Source organism: Pseudomonas sp. W2Oct36, assembly GCF_041060465.1.
Lineage (GTDB): Bacteria > Pseudomonadota > Gammaproteobacteria > Pseudomonadales > Pseudomonadaceae > Aquipseudomonas > Aquipseudomonas graminis_B.
Map to the genome: position 1 here is coordinate 56,710 of NZ_JAUERW010000017.1, position 16,742 is coordinate 73,451.

General features: G+C 63.5%; 17 protein-coding genes. 8 read left to right on the forward strand and 9 right to left on the reverse strand.

Going from position 1 to position 16,742, the window contains the following annotated elements; genetic code table 11:
• Positions 1–13: 13 nt before the first annotated feature.
• The 4 genes from QWI18_RS19910 to QWI18_RS19925 all read right to left on the reverse strand — a co-directional run bounded on the left by QWI18_RS19910 (position 14) and on the right by QWI18_RS19925 (position 2,623).
• Positions 14–982: a L,D-transpeptidase family protein gene (locus QWI18_RS19910; RefSeq protein ID WP_369319671.1), complete on the reverse strand. Its 969-nt coding sequence runs from the start codon at positions 980–982 to the stop codon at positions 14–16.
• An 83-nt stretch (positions 983–1,065) separates the two neighbouring features.
• Positions 1,066–1,362 carry a hypothetical protein gene (locus tag QWI18_RS19915; RefSeq protein WP_065988524.1) on the reverse strand — a complete coding sequence of 99 codons (297 nt, stop codon included), beginning with the start codon at positions 1,360–1,362 and terminating at the stop codon, positions 1,066–1,068.
• Positions 1,363–1,433: 71 nt separating this feature from the next.
• The gene (locus QWI18_RS19920; RefSeq protein WP_192130215.1) at positions 1,434–1,898 is read right to left on the reverse strand and encodes a thiol-disulfide oxidoreductase DCC family protein; all 465 of its coding nucleotides are present in this window, start codon (positions 1,896–1,898) and stop codon (positions 1,434–1,436) included.
• A gap of 119 nt (positions 1,899–2,017) precedes the next feature.
• Positions 2,018–2,623 (reverse strand): arylesterase, encoded by a 606-nt coding sequence (locus QWI18_RS19925; RefSeq protein WP_192130214.1) that lies wholly within the window; start codon positions 2,621–2,623, stop codon positions 2,018–2,020.
• Between the two features lie 10 nt (positions 2,624–2,633).
• Here QWI18_RS19925 and QWI18_RS19930 point away from each other — a divergent pair, with 10 nt between their 5' ends.
• Both QWI18_RS19930 and QWI18_RS19935 read left to right on the forward strand, forming a co-directional pair.
• Entirely contained in the window at positions 2,634–3,317 is a 684-nt protein-coding gene (locus QWI18_RS19930) for an ABC transporter ATP-binding protein (protein ID WP_065988527.1), read from the forward strand.
• Positions 3,317–5,830, forward strand: a complete 2,514-nt coding sequence (locus QWI18_RS19935) for an ABC transporter permease (protein ID WP_192130213.1) — start codon at positions 3,317–3,319, stop codon at positions 5,828–5,830. The genes QWI18_RS19930 and QWI18_RS19935 overlap by 1 nt, the downstream gene beginning before the upstream one ends.
• A gap of 78 nt (positions 5,831–5,908) precedes the next feature.
• Here the strand turns inward: QWI18_RS19935 and greB are convergent, their stop codons facing one another.
• Positions 5,909–6,382 (reverse strand): transcription elongation factor GreB, encoded by a 474-nt coding sequence (greB, locus tag QWI18_RS19940; RefSeq protein WP_065988745.1) that lies wholly within the window; start codon positions 6,380–6,382, stop codon positions 5,909–5,911.
• A gap of 126 nt (positions 6,383–6,508) precedes the next feature.
• Positions 6,509–7,492: a GlxA family transcriptional regulator gene (locus tag QWI18_RS19945; RefSeq protein ID WP_244656883.1), complete on the reverse strand. Its 984-nt coding sequence runs from the start codon at positions 7,490–7,492 to the stop codon at positions 6,509–6,511.
• 253 nt (positions 7,493–7,745) lie between these two features.
• Between QWI18_RS19945 and QWI18_RS19950 the strand changes: the two genes are divergently transcribed.
• The 5 genes from QWI18_RS19950 to QWI18_RS19970 all read left to right on the forward strand — a co-directional run bounded on the left by QWI18_RS19950 (position 7,746) and on the right by QWI18_RS19970 (position 12,329).
• Positions 7,746–8,924 carry a GGDEF domain-containing protein gene (locus tag QWI18_RS19950; protein WP_192130211.1) on the forward strand — a complete coding sequence of 393 codons (1,179 nt, stop codon included), beginning with the start codon at positions 7,746–7,748 and terminating at the stop codon, positions 8,922–8,924.
• A gap of 24 nt (positions 8,925–8,948) precedes the next feature.
• A complete protein-coding gene (locus QWI18_RS19955; protein ID WP_192130210.1) occupies positions 8,949–9,467 on the forward strand; it encodes a GNAT family N-acetyltransferase in 519 nt (172 codons plus the stop codon).
• Between the two features lie 498 nt (positions 9,468–9,965).
• The gene (locus QWI18_RS19960) at positions 9,966–10,319 is read left to right on the forward strand and encodes a hypothetical protein (RefSeq protein WP_369319672.1); all 354 of its coding nucleotides are present in this window, start codon (positions 9,966–9,968) and stop codon (positions 10,317–10,319) included.
• Between the two features lie 342 nt (positions 10,320–10,661).
• Complete coding sequence (locus QWI18_RS19965) at positions 10,662–11,144, forward strand: DUF2938 family protein (RefSeq protein ID WP_369319673.1); 483 nt, start codon at positions 10,662–10,664, stop codon at positions 11,142–11,144.
• Between the two features lie 123 nt (positions 11,145–11,267).
• Positions 11,268–12,329 carry an SDR family oxidoreductase gene (locus QWI18_RS19970; protein WP_065988533.1) on the forward strand — a complete coding sequence of 354 codons (1,062 nt, stop codon included), beginning with the start codon at positions 11,268–11,270 and terminating at the stop codon, positions 12,327–12,329.
• A 94-nt stretch (positions 12,330–12,423) separates the two neighbouring features.
• Here the strand turns inward: QWI18_RS19970 and QWI18_RS19975 are convergent, their stop codons facing one another.
• The 3 genes from QWI18_RS19975 to QWI18_RS19985 are packed head-to-tail and all read right to left on the reverse strand — an operon-like array spanning position 12,424 to position 15,293.
• Positions 12,424–12,633, reverse strand: coding sequence for a DUF2945 domain-containing protein (locus QWI18_RS19975; RefSeq protein ID WP_296314297.1), 210 nt, complete (start codon positions 12,631–12,633; stop codon positions 12,424–12,426).
• A gap of 25 nt (positions 12,634–12,658) precedes the next feature.
• On the reverse strand, positions 12,659–14,500 hold the full coding sequence (locus tag QWI18_RS19980; RefSeq protein ID WP_192130205.1) for a glycoside hydrolase family 15 protein: 1,842 nt from the start codon (positions 14,498–14,500) through the stop codon (positions 12,659–12,661).
• Complete coding sequence (locus QWI18_RS19985; protein ID WP_065988535.1) at positions 14,493–15,293, reverse strand: glucose 1-dehydrogenase; 801 nt, start codon at positions 15,291–15,293, stop codon at positions 14,493–14,495. Before QWI18_RS19985 ends, QWI18_RS19980 begins: the two co-directional genes overlap by 8 nt.
• A gap of 458 nt (positions 15,294–15,751) precedes the next feature.
• On the opposite strand from QWI18_RS19985, the gene QWI18_RS19990 reads away from it, so the two are divergent.
• Entirely contained in the window at positions 15,752–16,675 is a 924-nt protein-coding gene (locus QWI18_RS19990) for a LysR family transcriptional regulator (RefSeq protein WP_065988536.1), read from the forward strand.
• Positions 16,676–16,742 lie beyond the last annotated feature (67 nt).

Sequence of the window (16,742 nt, forward strand, 5' to 3'; positions counted from 1 at the left end):
TGGCGTCGCAGCGTTACTGCAGCGTCACTGGCGCGTCGCCCACCACGGGGGCCGGCGTGGTCGGCACGGCAATTTCGACCGGCATGCCGTCTTCGGCAGCCACCACGTCCCGCACTTCATCCCAGTTGATCCGCAGGCTGTTGGCCAGGTCTTCGCGCTTGAGCAGTGCGTTGATCACGGCGGTGTGCTTGTCGACCACCGACGGCTTGCCGCTTTCGTCCAGCGGCGTGTGCGCTTCGAGGTAGACCTTGCCGCCGCTGACGCCGAACTTGTACGGCTCGCTCATGATGCGCACGGTGGTGCCCACCGGGACCATGTCCGCCATTTCCAGCACGTTGTTGTTGTACATGCGGAAGCAGCCGTGACTGGTGCGCATGCCGATGCCGAACTTCTTGTTCGAGCCATGGATCAGGTAGCCCGGCAGCCCGAGGCCGAATTTGAACGGGCCCAGGGGGTTGTCCGGCCCGGCCGGGACCACGTTGGGCAGGATATCGCCGTCGGCGGCGTGCTCGGCCTTGACCGACGCAGGCGGCGTCCAGGTCGGATTGGGTGTTTTGGCGGTGACCTTGGTGGTGGAGACCGGCGAACCCCAGCCTTCGCGACCGATACCCAGCGGGAAGGTGTACACCACGTTCCGGCCTTTCGGGTAGTAGTACAAACGGTACTCGGCGAGGTTGATGACGATGCCTTCCCGCGGACCCGGCGGCAGGATGAAACGCGTCGGCAGCACCACCTGGGTGCCTGCGCCCGGCAGCCAGGCATCGACGCCCGGGTTGGCGGCGATCATTTCCAGGTAACCCAGGTCGTAGCGCGTGGCCAGGTCAGCGAAAGTGTCTTCGTACTTGGCGGTCACGGTCTGCACCTGGCCGATGATGTCCTCACCGGGCGGCGGCAACGGAAACTCCAGGGCGGAGACGGGGCCGGCCGCGCACAGCGCAGCGAGCGACAGACAGCGGGCGAAAGCTGGAATGCGCGACAACATCCGGAGAATCCTTGGTAAACGGAAGGCTTGATTGTGCGCGATTGTACACGCACCCCTGCGCGTCCGGGAGTGTTCGCGTGGCCTTAAACGCCGGCTTCCAGTTCCGGCCAGATCGGGTGCCAGCCGCGCCGTTGCGCGTCGATGATCGCCCGGCACAGCGGGCACAGGCGCTCGTCCTGATAAACCGTCTGCTGCACTTCCGACCAGCGCGGCTGCGCCGGCAACAAGGTGCCGCACAACGTGCGGTCGGCGGAGCCTGCCAGTTCGAGCTGGCGAGCGACCAGATGCACAAGGATTTCCTGGCACGCGAACAGGTCGAGCTGTTCGTCAGGCTCGATCAGTTGATAGGCATAAAGGGACCAGGCAGGACGGCGCGGCATTGGGGGCTCCAGAGCGGGGGCGCCACATTAGCCGAAAGCCCCCGTCCGGAAAAGGCCTGCAGGCCTTTAAATCAGCGGTTTTGGTCTGAGGGCCTGGAAACCGTACAACTGCCGTCGCGGCATAGGCGGCTGCCATCCGGATGAGGTAACCACGCCAGCCGGGGACGAAAGCGGCAGAACAACCGATAACCGAGGTTCAACAGCGGTCTCAACGGCCGCCATGACAGTGGCGCAGCCCAGGCGCCAAGCCCGGCTGCGCGCCAGCTCCAGAGCGTCGCATCCAGGCCCGTGACCCAGGTGCCATCGTCGAAACGGGCATGCAAAACAGACTGCATCTGCTCATGGGTGAATCCAAGAGCCGGTGCATCAAAGCCCTCTTCGCTCATGTCGACGAACAGCAGTCGCGCGGTTGTTGCGTCTGCGCCTGCCTCTGCGTTCGCGCAAGCGTGGGAACGCAGGAGTTTGATCTCCCGCGCGCAAAGCGGGCAGTCACCGTCGTAGTACAGCGTGAGTGGCCACTGCTCTTTCTTGTACATCTTTTGGGTCCTGTATAGGTTTGGGCCACCATAGGCGCAAACCTTCGTGCTGGCAATGAGCGGTCCCTCGCACCCGATGTTTGACCCCATCGCCGAATGCCTGATGTCTGCAGCCGCGACTAAAGCAAGGGTTTAAGGACCGGCCAGACGTTATCCAGCAAGTACGGCTGAGCCGGAACATTGGGGTGAATGCCGTCTTGCTGGGTCATGTCAGGCCGGCCGCCAACCCCTTCCAGCATGAACGGCACCAGAGGCACATTGGTCTCCTCAGCGACTTTCGGGTACACCGCCGCGAAGGCCGTGGTGTAGCGCTCACCATAGTTCGGTGGGATTTTCATCCCCAGCAAGAGCACCTTGGCCCCCGCCGCTTTGGACTGCTCAACCATGTCGGTAAGGTTTTGTTGCAATTGCGCCGGCGGTTGCCCGCGCAGGCCGTCATTACCGCCCAGTTCGAGGATCACCAGATCCGGTTTGTGCTCGGCAAGCAGCGACGGCAGCCGCGCCTGGCCTCCTGCGCTGGTGTCGCCGCTGACCGACGCATTGACCACTTTTTCCTTGAAGCCTTCCTTCGCCAGACGCTGTTCCAGCAGACTGACCCAACCCAACCGGGTATCCAGGCCGAAAGCCGCGCTGATACTATCGCCAACGATCAGCACCGTGCCTGCCATCGCGCCTTGTGATACCAGCAGCAAACCCAGGCCAGCACTTAAAAACCACGCACGCATCGGATTCTCCATGAGCGAAAGTATTCTCAGTGCTCGGAACCTCAGCAAAGTGGTCCCAAGCACCGAAGGTGACTTGACCATCCTGCACGAACTCTCCCTGGAACTAAACAAGGGCGACACGCTGGCCATCGTCGGCGCGTCGGGCTCGGGCAAATCCACCCTCCTCGGCCTGCTGGCCGGTCTCGACCTGCCCAGCGCCGGTTCCGTCGTCCTCTCCGGTCGCAACCTCAGCGAGCTGGATGAAGATCAGCGCGCCCGGGTTCGCGCCGAACACGTGGGCTTTGTCTTCCAGTCCTTCCAGTTGCTCGACAGCCTGAACGCGCTGGAAAACGTCATGCTGCCCATGGAGCTTGAGGGCCGCAAAGACGCCCGCGATCAGGCCCGGCATCTGCTGGAGCGGGTCGGCCTGGGTCAGCGCCTGACCCACACACCACGGCAACTGTCGGGCGGCGAGCAGCAACGGGTCGCCATCGCCCGTGCGTTTGCCGCCGACCCCGACGTGCTGTTCGCCGATGAGCCCACCGGCAACCTGGACAGCCACACCGGCGAGCGCATCAGCGATCTGCTGTTCGAGCTGAACCAGGAGCGCAACACGACGCTGGTGCTGGTCACCCACGATGAGCGCCTGGCCCACCGTTGCCGGCGCCTGATCCGTCTGGAGGGTGGCCGACTGGTCGCCCCAATGGAGCCTTGATGGCACGCCTGCCTTTCTCACGCCTGCTCAGCCTCGCGGCGCGCCAGCTCATGCGCGATGCCCGCGCCGGCGAGCTGCGCGTGCTGTTCTTCGCACTGGTGGTGGCAGTTGCCGCCAGCACCGCCATCGGCTATTTCGGCGCACGCCTCAACAGCGCCATGCTGCTGCGCGCGACGGAGTTTCTCGGTGCTGACCTGATCCTCGGCGGCTCCACGCCGGCGACACCTGCGCAGATCGATGCCGGCAACGCGCTGAAGCTGGATCACTCGCAGATCGTGATTTTCTCCAGCGTGGTGGCCACCGATAACGGCATCCAGCTGGCCAGCGTCAAGGCCGTCGATGGGGCGTACCCGTTGCGCGGCGAGCTGAAAAGCGCGCCTGCCCCCTACGAAGCGGAAACCGTTGGTGGTGAGCCCCAAGCCGGCGAAGCCTGGGCGGAAGCGCGGATCCTGGTGGCGCTCAACTTGAAAGTGGGCGACAGCATCGACGTCGGTTCCAAGACCTTGAAGCTGACCCGGGTGCTGACCTACGAGCCCGACCGCGCCGGCAACTTCTACAGCCTGACGCCCCGGGTGATGATCAACATGGCCGACCTTGAGGCCACCAAGGTCGTGCAGCCCGGCAGCCGCGTCAGTTATCGAGATCTGTGGCGCGGCACGCCCCAGGAACTCGCGGCTTACCGCAAGGCCGTCGAACCCGGGTTGGCGCCGAATCAGAAAATCGACGACGCCCGTGATGGCAATCAACAGATCGGCGGCGCGCTGGGCAAGGCCGAGCGTTACCTGAACATGGCCAGTCTGGTCGCGGTGCTGCTGGCCGGCGTGGCGGTTGCCTTGTCGGCGGCGCGTTTCGCGGCGCGGCGTTTCGATGCCAGTGCGCTGCTGCGTTGCCTGGGCCTGTCGCGCAATGAAGCACTGGTGCTGTTCGGTTTGCAGCTGGCGATGCTCGGCGTTGCGGCCAGTGCGGCAGGCGCCCTGCTCGGCTGGTTTGCCCAACTGGGCCTGTTTCATCTGCTCGAGAGCCTGCTGCCCGCCGCCGTGCCGCCGGGTGGCTGGCTGCCGGCAGTCGCCGGTATCGGCACCGGGCTCGTCGCCCTGGCCGGCTTTGCACTGCCGCCGCTCGCAGCGTTGGGTCGCGTGCCACCGCTGCGGGTATTGCGTCGGGACATGCTGCCGATCCCGGCCAGCACGTGGCTGGTCTATGGCGCGGCGCTGTTCGCGCTGGGCCTGATCATGTGGCGCTTGAGTCTGGACCTGGTGCTGACGTTCGCCCTGCTCGGCGGCGGTCTGATCGCGGCGCTGGTGCTCGGCGGTGTATTGCTGCTGGCCCTGAAAAGCCTGCGCCGCTTGCTGGCCGGGGCCTCGCTGCCGTGGCGTCTGGGCTTGGGTCAGCTGTTGCGCCATCCCATGGCCGCCGCCGGCCAGTCCCTGGCGTTCGGGCTGATTCTGCTGTCGATGGGACTGATTGCGCTGCTGCGCGGCGAGCTGCTCGACACCTGGCAGAACCAGCTGCCCAAGGATGCGCCGAACTACTTCGCGCTGAATATCCTGCCCAACGACAAGGATAATTTCGCTGAACGCATGGGCCGCCTGTCGACCCACAGCGCGCCGCTGTACCCGATGATTCCAGGGCGCCTGATGACCATCAATGGCGAGCCGGTGAGCAAGTTCGTCACCAAGGACTCCCGTGGCGAAAACGCCACCCAGCGCGACCTCAACCTGACGTGGGCGGCCACGATGCCGGAAGGCAACAGCATCACCGCCGGCCAGTGGTGGGCTAGCGATCAGCCGCCTGCGGAGGGCGTGGTCCCCGGCGTGTCGGTGGAAACCAAACTGGCCAACAGCCTGAACATGAAACTGGGCGACACCCTCGGTTTCGTGATCGGCGGTCTGACCCGCGAGGTCAAGGTCACCAGCCTGCGCGACATCAACTGGGACACCTTTCAGCCCAACTTCTTCATGATCTTCCAGCCCGGCACCCTCAAGGACGTGCCGGCCACGTACCTGACCAGTTTCTATCTGGCGCCGGGCAATGATCAGCAGATCGTCGAGCTGTCCCGGGCCTTCCCGGCCGTGACGATCCTGCAGGTGGAAGCGTTGCTGGAGCAGCTGCGCAGCATTCTCGATCAGGTGACGATGGCGGTGCAGTACGTGCTGCTGTTCGTGCTGGCGGCGGGGATGGCGGTGTTGTTCTCCGGCTTGCAGGCGACGCTCGATGAGCGGATTCGACAGGGCGCTCTGCTGCGGGCGCTGGGCGCCAACCGGGCGTTGCTGATCAAGGCCCGGCGCATCGAGTTCGGTCTGCTCGGGGCGGTCAGCGGTGTGCTGGCGGCGATTGGCTGTGAACTGGTGAGCTTTGCCCTCTACCGCTATGCCTTCAACCTGCAGTGGCACCCCCACGTCTGGCTGCTGGTGCTGCCACTGATCGGCGCCTTGCTGGTCGGCGGCGCAGGCGTGTTCGGCACGCGGCGAGCGCTGAACGCCAGTCCCCTGCAAGTGCTGCGCGAGGGTTAGTGGCGGAATCTGACGGTGGGCGGCAATCCCCCGCCACCGTCTGCTCGAGAAGCCAGACCGGCCAGCGCAACGCTGCGGCTAGTTCAGGTATTCGATTTTAGTGATCCACCATTGCTTGCTGCCGGACGGAACCGGCACCGAGACTTCGTCGTCGACTTGTTTCTTCAGCAGCGCCCGGGCCATGGGCGAATCGATGGAGATGTAGTCCATACGGCCGTAGATCTCGTCATAACCGACGATGCGGAAACGCTTGCTCTCGCCCTCCTCGTCCTCGACCTCGACCCACGCGCCGAAGAACACCCGGCCTTCCTGCTCCGGCGAATAGGCAACCACGCGCATGTCTTCCAGACGTTTGCGCAGGTAGCGCACCCGCCGGTCGATCTCGCGCAGCAGCTTCTTGTTGTACTGATAATCGGCGTTCTCGCTGCGATCCCCCAGGGAAGCGGCCCACGCCACTTTTTGCGTGATGTCAGGGCGGTGCTCGCGCCAGAGGTAGTCGAGCTCTTTCTTGAGGGCGGCATGGCCCTCGACGGTGATTATTTTGGTGCTGATTTCACTCATTGACGCTGTCTCTGTGCGGCCAGGCCTGGGTCCGGCAGTGCTGGTCTGTGCCTGCCTGTCCTTGTCAGAACGAAGCCTACAGGGTTGGGCTGGCGGGCGGGTAAATCAAGGCGGCGCTCATTTGACCAGACGCTTTTCTTTGGAGGGCCGATAGCCGAAGTAGGCGCTGTAGCATTTGCTGAAATGGCTCGGCGAGACAAACCCGCAGGCCACCAGCACCTCCACCTGGGTCAACTCGGTGTGCTGCAGCAGGCGCCGGGCCTCGGTGATGCGCAATTCCAGGTAATAGCGTTGCGGGGTGGTGCCCAACTGCTCCTGAAAGAGCCGCTCGATCTGTCGCCGCGAACGCCCGGCGTACACCGCCAGTTGCTCAAGCTCCAAGGGTTCTTCCAGGTTGGCGTCCATCAACTTGACCACTTCCTTGAGCGGTGCGCTGACTGTCATGTGCCGGCTTGGCTTGATCCGCCGATAGCGCGACTCCTCGAAAGACAGAATGTCCTCGATGCCTTCGATCAGGGCCTTGTCGTGCAGGGTCTTGATCCATTCCAGCGCCATGTGAAACGCCCCAGCAGGGCTGGCGGCGGTGAGGCGATCGCGGTCGATGACGAAGGCTTCGCTGGTCACCTCACTGACTTTGCAGATCTCCGCCAGGGCGGCGCGGTGCTCGGGGTGAATCGCGCACCGGTAGCCGTCGAGCAGGCCCGCTGCGCCAAGGAACCAGGCGCCATTCCACAGCCCGGCGAGGGTAATGCCATGCTCGGCAGCCGTGGTCAGCAGGTGAGACAGTCGCTCATCGGCCTTTAGCCCGGTGCGATAACCGCCACAGACCACCAGCAGGTCGAGGTCCTTCAGCGCCGAGACGTCGAGCCGCGCGTCGGGCCGAATGACGAGCCCCAGATCACTGATCACTTCGCCCTCGTGCAAGCCGAATGTCTGCGAGGTGAACAGTTCGGGGCGCAGAAGGTTGGCCGTGACGAATGTGTCCAGAGCCTGGGTGAAAGCCGGCAACGAGAAGTGTTCGAGCAGCAGGAAGCCGGTTCGGGTCTGGGCCGAGGGGGCAGGCTTGTTCTCATCCACGTAGCGAAGATTCTTGCCCTTCATGCCCCCGCTGAATTCTCGCCGCTCGATCAATGCCGCCTCGCTTTTGCGTCCTGCCCGGGGTGCCGATGGTTGCACCCGTTCGCTCCCCAAGGAGACTTCCTTGATCAACGACGGCCGGGTCTGCGCCATTCTAGCGGAACGGCGCCGGCGTTAAAGTTTTGTCGAGGTGGCCGATACACATCGGCCTGCGAAAAAAAGCCTGCCAGGGCTGACATTCGCCCAACCACCACCCTCCTTACCGACCAGGCTGCTTATGGCGCTCGACCCGACCACCCTGCTGACGATCACCATCGCCCTCGCTGCGGCGGCAGCGCTGTACCTGGCCGTGGAATGGCAGACGGTGCGGGGGCCTTCGTTGCTGTTCTGGAGCGCAGGATTCGCCACCATTTCGGTGGGCTCCACCCTGGCATTGCTGCGCAGCAGCGGCATTCTGGTGATTGGCATCTGGTTCGCCAACGGCTTGCTGGTCACCGCCCACTGGCTCTTCCTGCTGGGCGTTGCGCGGTTTACCGAAGCCCGGCTGTCCAAGGCCTGGTACCTGATCTTCGTCCTGTGGCTCGGGCTGTTGCTGCTGCCGGACCAGCCGTGGTGGTCAAAGGTGATGCTGGCCGCCAACTCGCTGTTGATCTCGCTGCTCATGGTCAAGGCCAGCGGGCTGCTGCGCCCTCACGGCAAGTCCCTGAGCGTCGGCGCGGTGCAGTTGCGCTATGTGCTGCTGGTCCACGGCCTGTTCTATTTTTCCAAGGCAGTCACAGCGGTGGTGCCTGGCACGCTGATCGATCTGGCGGCCTTTCGTGGCGAGATCATCCAGATTTCGCTGGTCGAAGGGACGATGGCGGTGATGCTGATCGCCCTGTCGATGACCGGCTCGGAGCGTCATCGCCGGGAAAAACGCATGGCCCGGCTGGCGGCGCGGGATCCGCTGACGGCGCTGTACAACCGCCGCGCGCTGGAAATGCGCGGGCAGCGTCTGCTGGAAAGTGTCTCGCAGGCTCGGCCGGCAGCGTTGCTGCTGATGGACGTCGACAATTTCAAACTTGTCAACGACCTCTACGGCCACAGCGCCGGCGACCGGCTGCTGGTCGCGCTCAGCGACATCATCCGTGCGGCCTTGCCCCAGGGGTCGCTGGCAGCGCGCTTGGGCGGTGACGAATTCGTGGTGTTGCTCAGTGACACGTCCAGCGAGCACTTGCTGGCCGTAGGGAGCACGCTGCGTGAGGCCTTTCACGCGACGGCCTCGGCAACCTTTTCCACGCCCCAGCCCGTGACGTTGAGCATCGGCGCCAGCCTGTTCAGCCAACCGCCGCCCAACCTGGCGGCGTTGATCGAGCGCAGCGATGCGGCCTTGTATGAATCGAAACGGGGTGGACGCAACCGCATTCAGCTGGTAGATCAGAGTGTCAACGGCAGCGATCCGCTGCCCACACAGTGAAGGCTCACCGAAGGAACACCGGCCATGCCCATGAGCAGCCCTCATCTGATCTACCGCGCCCCTGACCCTGAAGATCTTGCCCGCCTGTTCGCCATCTACACCGATCCGCGGACCCAGTTGTTCAACCCTTCGGGGCCCATGACTGATGAGGCCCAGGCAGCCGCCATGCTGGGACGCTGGATCGAGCACTGGCAGGCGCACGGCTTCGGCTGGTGGGCGATTGCGCGCAAGGATGCGCCCGAACACATCATCGGCTTCGGCGGCATCGGGCTACATGATTTTATGGGCGAGCAGCGGGTCAATCTGGGCTATCGATTTGCCGTTGAGGCGTGGGGACGGGGGTTTGCCACGGAGATGGGCCTGGCCGCGCTGGAACACGGATTCTCGACGCTGAGGCTGGATGAGGTGCTGGGTTACGTGCGGCCGACCCACGCTGCATCGATCCGCGTGCTGGAGAAAATCGGCATGCAACGCTGCGGCGAGCTCGATGACGTACCCGGCCAGGCCCCAAGCCTGATGTTCAGAACAGTTGCGGCGCGGTGAGGGGCGGCGAGGTTCAGTGCGAGGTCTGGAGTCCGCAACTGGCGTCGAGCTCATCCCAGGGGTGCGCGGATTCGCGGGCATAGCCACACGTCGGCAAATGCACAAACGTCGCTTCCCGTTCTGCTTCGCTCTGCCGGGCCTTGCAGGTCCTGCACAACACAGTGTGGTCATTTAGCCGCCAGTGGCTGTTCCACCGGACGAGATCGTCGGTCACCATCTTACTTCCCCTCACCCTCACATACGTAACCAGTTGATTCAACTTGTCGCCGGAGGTTTCGCCCGCAAGGCCGCTGGCTGATCGGCGGTCGTTGTTTTTGCGGGTTCCGCGCAGGGATGGTATGCGTCGGGAGGCAAAACCAGAGGCCCAGGCCTGCGCCACGGGTCGTTTCGAGCTCGACGCGGGTTTACGCAACCTTTACCGATCCTAGACGTGGGTTTACACGGATCCGGTGTTTCATACGTCCATGGCGAACCCACTCTTTCGCCAAAGGAGACACCATGATGTCCAAGATGACCCAAGCCCTGATCCTGTCCGGTCTGCTCGCCAGCGCCGGTGCGGCGTGCGCCAGCGAACGCAACGTGATTGTGCCCGTCATCGCCGGGGCCGCCGTGGGTGCCGTACTGGCCGCGGTGATCAGTCAGTCCAGCCACGACCGACACGATCGCTATCAGGATTACCGCCCGCAACCGCGCTACGCGCCGCGTTATCAGCCGCAGTACCAGCAGGTTGTCTATGTGCCAGTGCGTGAGCGGGTCGAATATCGTCGCTTCGCGCCACCGCCGCCCCGTGGCTACTACGACGGCGGATACCGCAGAGGTTTTGACCACGGTCCGCGCAATGACCGCTGGTAAGCGCTTGAGCGGCCGTTAATGTGGAACGGGCATTAGCCGGCAAGGCCTCGGATGTCACACTGCAGATCGCACGGTGTTCATGCGGGCCTCTTCCCGGCTGAAGCCGGTCCCACTAAGGGATTTGCGTGCAGTCAATGGGACTGGCTGCGAACCTGAATGTGGGACCGGCTTTAGCCGGGAAGGCGGCCGCTGTCACACCGCAAACCCAGCGGTGTTCATGCAGGCCTCTTCCCGGTTGAAGCCGGTCCCACCAAAGCGTCGCGTGCAGTCAACCGGCGCGCTTTCTCTGTCAAAACTGCTAACGTGTCCGCCCATCACTCGCCCATCGACGCAGGGACGGACATGTTCGAATTCATTTACCTGGCAATTCTCATCGGCATGGGCGGCACTGCGCTGCTGGATCTCTGGGCGTTGTTGCTGAAAGCGGTGCTGGGTTTGCCGACCCCGCCCTGGCACCTCGTCGGGCGCTGGTTTGCCGGGATGCCCAAGGGACAGTTCGCGCACCGCAATGGCATCGGTACTTCCCCTCCCGTCCCCAATGAACTGGCGATTGGCTGGTTCATGCATTACACCGTCGGTGTGCTGTTCGCCGCCGCGCTGTTATTCATCTGGGGCGTGCAATGGGCGCATGGGCCGACCTTCCTCCCGGCCCTGATCGTCGGGCTGGTCACCGTCGGCGCCGGCTGGTTCATCCTGCAGCCCGGCATGGGTGTCGGGGTCGCCTGCAACAAGGCACCGCAGCCGACCGTGGCGCGGCTGCAAAACGTGGTCGGGCACATAATCTTTGCCATTGGCATGTATGGCGCGGCGCGACTGGTCGGGTGATCAAGCGCGGTGTGAGGTCGCACCCGGCCAATCGCGGTGAACCTATCGACGCCGCTGCCGTTCTGAAACCTGAGGGCTGCATGATTATGAAGCCCGTTCCACTCGATCAATCAGGAGACCCCCATGACTCAAACGGCCTTGGTCGTCGGCGCCAGCGGCATCGTCGGCAGCGCAACCACTCAACTGTTGCTCGATAACGGTTGGCAGGTGGCCGCCCTTTCCCGCCGTCCCTCGCAAACGCCGGGCGTGATCCCCGTCGCAGCGGATCTGCAAGACCCGGCATCGGTCAAGCAGGCCCTCGCGGACCTCAAACCGAGCCACGTCTTCCTTACCACTTGGTCGCGTCAGGCGACCGAAGCCGAAAACATTCGCGTCAACGCGGCCATGGTGCGCAACGTGCTGGACGCCCTGAGCCCGGCGAAGAGCGTCAAACATGTCGCGCTGGTCACCGGTTTGAAGCATTACCTCGGCCCGTTCGAAGCTTACGGCAAAGGCACCCTGCCGCAGACGCCGTTCCGCGAATCCCAGGGCCGGCTGGACATCGAGAATTTCTATTACGCCCAGGAAGATGAAGTCTTCGCCGCCGCCAAGCGCGACGGTTTCACCTGGAGCGTGCACCGTCCGCACACCGTCACCGGCGTCGCGGTGGGCAATGCGATGAACATGGCGACCACCCTCGCGGTGTATGCGTCGATCTGCAAAGCGACCGGGCGCCCGTTCGTGTTCCCCGGCTCCCGCATGCAGTGGGACAGCCTCACCGACATGACCGACGCCCGGCAACTGGCCAAGCAGCAACTGTGGGCGGCGACCACGCCCGCTGCGGCGGACCAGGCGTTCAACATCACCAACGGCGACGTGTTTCGCTGGAAGTGGATGTGGGGGCAGATCGCCGAATACTTCGGCGTGCACCCTGCCGAATTCCCGGAGAAGGTTTCCCCACTGGAAGAGCAGATGGCAAACGATCAGGCCGCATGGGACGAACTGGTCCGCACTCACGGTCTGAAAGAAGCCGACATCACGCGCCTCATTTCGCCATGGCACACCGATGCCGACCTCGGCCGCCCGATCGAAGTGGTGACCGACATGTCGAAAAGCCGAGCCCTGGGCTTTAACGCGTTTCAAGCCAGCGACCAGGCGTTCTTTGACGTGTTCGATACGTTGCGGGCACAGCGCCTGATTCCGTAACGGCACCGATCACCGCCACAAAAAAACGCAGCGATGATGACCATCATCGCTGCGTTTTCGTATCCGGATCCCCTCGACAGCGAAGAAGCGAAGCTCACGCCTTTTCCAGCGCGTCCTCCTTGTGCATCGCCAGGTGGCCGGTCTTGTCACTCTTGACCTCGTACTGCGGCGCATCGGGTGAGGCATGGCGATGACGGCCCATGAACTCCACCTCCTTGGTATGCACCTTGGTCACTTTGCCGACGACGTGCCCGACTTCGGAATTCCAGCGCACGTGGTCACCGACCTTGAATGCATGAGCCATCGATTTTCTCCTTTAGTTCCAGAAGTCAGGGCTGCCAGAGGGTCTGGCTGCCTTCGAGTTTGCGGTCCAGAAAACTCGCCGCACTGATCAGCGCGAGGTGGCTGAGGGCTTGCGGCGTGTTGCCAAGATGGTGGCCGTGGGCGTCGAACTCCTCGGCATACAGACCCAGCGGGTTGGCGTAGCGCAGCAGTTGTTCAAACTCAAGATGCGCCTGCTCCACCCGCCCGGCGCGGGCCAGGCACTCGACGTACCAGAACGAACAGGCCACGAACGCGCCTTCCTCACCTTCAAGGCCATCCTGGTGGTCATCGTCATTGCGATAGCGGAACACCATGCCGTCGCGCACCAGCGTCCGTTCGATAGCCTCCAGGGTTTTCAGCCACTTGGGATCGCTGGCACCGACGAAGCGCACCAGCGGCATCAGCAGCATCGACGCGTCGAGGTTTTTGCTGCCCTTGTGCTGGACGAAATGGCCCAGGTCGGCGTCCCAGAAGTTGTCCCAGATGTCGTCATGGATGGCCTGGCGCGCCTTGTCCCAGCGATCGAAGGGTGCCGGCAGGGAACGTTTCAGCGACAGGCGAAGCGCGCGGTCCAGGGCGACCCAGCACATCAGCCGCGAATGCAGGAAATGCTGGTCGTCGCCACGCATCTCCCAGATCCCGACGTCCTTGCTGTTCCAGGTTTCGCACAACTCGTTCACCAGCCGGGTAACGTGCTTCCAGCCCTCGTGGGAAATGGCCTCACCGTATTTGTTGGCCAGGTACACCGCGTCAAGCAGCTCGCCGTAGATGTCCAGTTGCGTTTGCTTGTAGGCCTCGTTGCCGATGCGTACCGGAGATGCACCGCCGTAGCCGCTGAGGTGATCCAGTTCCTCTTCGGGCAATTCTTCGCGGCCGTCCAGTGCGTAGAGAATGCCGAGCTTGTTGGCGTCCTCGCAGCAATCGCCCATGCGGTCGCGGACCCAGTGCATGAAAGCGTTGGCCTCCTCGGTATACCCCAGGCGCATGAAGGCGTAGACGGTGAACGACGCGTCGCGGATCCAGGTGTAGCGGTAATCCCAGTTGCGCTCGCCGCCCTCTTCTTCCGGCAGGCCGAAGGTCGCCGCAGCGACGATACCGCCATGCTTGCGCGAGGTCAGCAGCTTGAGCGCCAGGGCCGAGCGGTTGACCATTTCACGCCAGCGACCGCGGTAGTTGGAGTGCCGGCTCCAGTGCTGCCAGTAGTTGACGGTGTTTTTCAGATCGCAATCGCAATTGGTCGCTTTGACCAGCGGATCGTCGGCACCGCCGAGCATGAACTCGACCACATCGCCCTGCTTCATCTCGAACTCTGCCACTGCGGCCTGGCCTTCGAGCATCAATCCGGTGGTCGCCGCCAGACGCATGGCAGGCTGGCCTTCGGCCTCAAAACGAATGTCCTCACCGTCCATCTGCGCGGTGGTGTCAGCCCGGCTGTAGTCATGGCGCACCCGGCAGAGCATGCGTACCGCGGCCTGGCCATGACGAACATGAATGCGGCGGATCAGGCGCGGCAGGCTGTCGACTTCGGACGCAATGGGCATCAGGTCAGTGACCTCGACGACCGCGTCCTTGGCGATCCAGCGTGTCATCAGCACGTTGGTTTGCGGCAGATACAGCTGCTGGCGACGGGCATCCGGCAAGATCGGCGCCAGCTGGAAAATCCCTGCGTCAGGGGTGTCCAGCAGCGCGGTGAAAATACTCGGGCTGTCGAAATCGGGCCAGCAGCAGAAGTCGATGCTGCCGGTGTCGGCCACCAGCGCGGCGCTGCGCATGTCGCCGATGATGCCGTGGTTTTCGATGGCGTTCTGGGGCTCTTGTTCATCGGGGATCGGAGAGTGTTCAGCCATTGTTGCGGAACTCCGGATAGAGGCTCATGCCACCGTCGATGAACAGCGTCGTGCCATGCACATAGTCGGACGCATCCGACGCCAGCCAGACAACGGCATTGGCGACATCATCGGCCTCGCCCACGCGACCGTAGGGGATCAGCTCCAGCAGTTTCTTCTCGGCGTCGCCACTGGTGGCCTTGGTGTTGATGGCCGTGCGAATCGCCCCAGGCGCAACGCTGTTGACGCGGATGCGCTGCTCGCCGACCTCTTGCGCAATGCTGCGCATCAACAGATCGACGCCGCCCTTAGAGGCGGCGTAGTTGACGTGGCCGGCCCAGGGGATGACCTGATGCACCGAACTCATGTGGATGATCTTGCCCCGGGCGCGGGACACCTCGGGGCGGATGTCCTGTTTGGCGAACTGCCGCACCGCAGCGCGGGCGCAGAGGAACTGGCCCGTGAGGTTAACGTTGATGACGGTGTTCCAGTCTTCGAGGGTCAGGTCGGCGAAGGCGGCATCCTTCTGCAGCCCGGAATTGGCGACGAGGATGTCCAGGCGGCCGAACGCCTTGAGGGTCTCGGCGAACAGTTTCTCCACGTCCTGCTCGTTGGACACGTCGGCGCCTATGGCGATGGCCTGGCCGCCGGCGTCGATGATTTCTTGCGCAAGCTTCTGCGCGGGTTCGGGCTGCGAGTGGTAGTTGACGACCACTGCCGCGCCTGACGCTGCGAGCCCTCTGGCCGCGCCAGCACCCAGTCCGGAACTGGCGCCAGTGACAAGGGCGACCTGGCCTTTCAAGGAAATCTGCATGGAATGTGGAGCCTCATGGTGAGCGTTTTAATGCTGACTCATGGGGTTCTGCTGAAGTTCATCGGGATGAGTACGCCCGTGGCGAAAACCCAGGAGCGGCCGGTATTGGCAGACAGGGCCTCGACGGTCACGCCGCAAAATCGAGGATGCGCACGCTGGCCTCTTCCCGGCTGAAGCCAGTCCTACAGGTGTATGTGTGCTTTCAGTAGGAACGGCTTCAGCCGGGAAGGCATCAGCAGCCATGCCGCAAAATCCAGTGCGCACACACTGGCCTCTTCCCGGCTGAAGCCGGTCCTACAATTCGCGGTCCAGCTGGTCCTACTGGGCGTACGCATACACCTGTAGGACTGGCTTCAGCCAAGAAGGCTGGACGCCGAACGACCGCGCTCCATAAACTGCGTCCATCTGTCGCAGACCTCTACAGCAGGGTGAAGAATGTCGGGTAACGGGGACGATGTATGAATCGCAATGAGCTGCGCAAGGCCGACATCAACCTGATGGTGGTGTTCGAAACCTTGATGCAAGAGCGTAACGTGACCCGCGCCGCCGAGAAGCTGTTCCTCGGCCAACCCACCATCAGCGCTGCCCTCAACCGCCTGCGTGCGCTGTTCAACGATCCCTTGTTCATTCGCGTCGGGCACCGCATGGAACCCACGGCGCGGGCCAACGAGATCATCAGTCACCTGTCGCCGGCGCTGGACGCGATGTCCGTGGCCCTGAGCCTCACGCGGGAATTCGATCCGGCCAGCAGCGACATGACCTTCCGCATCGGGCTGTCCGATGACGTCGAATACAGCCTGCTGCCGCCGATGCTGCGCGCGATCCGTGAAGAAGCGCCGGGCATCGTGCTGGTGATCAAGCAGGTCAATTTCTGGAATGTTTCGGAGCTGCTCATGTCCGGCGACATCACCGTTGGCGTCTGCCTGACCCGTGAACTGCCGGCCAATGCCAAGCGAAAAATGCTGCGCATCATGCGGCCGATGGTGGTGCGGGCCGATTCTTCGCCCGAGCCGATCACCCTGGATGAATACTGCACCCGGCCCCACGTCGTGGTTTCCCACGTGGCGAACATTTCAAGCTTTGCGGATGAGTGGCTGGCGGCGATCGGGCGCAAGCGCACCGCCGTGTTGTCGGTGCCGCAATACAGCACGTTGCCGGCGTTGATGGAGGGGACGGATCTGCTGTGCAACTTGCCGGATCACCTGACCCGTGCCATGGCCCGGACCGGTCTGCGCGGTGAGCCGCTGCCGTTCGTGACGCCGAATCTAGAGCTGTCGATGGTCTGGCTCAGCGTCATGGACACCGACCCCGCCGAACGATGGCTGCGCAAGCGGCTGGAGGCGTTCATGGGGGATTCAAGCGCTACCAGCTCTGCGCGGTAGCCCCTGACCCCTTCCCGGCTAAAGCCGGTCCCACTAAAACCTTTTACAGCGCCAGCAATACCCTCAA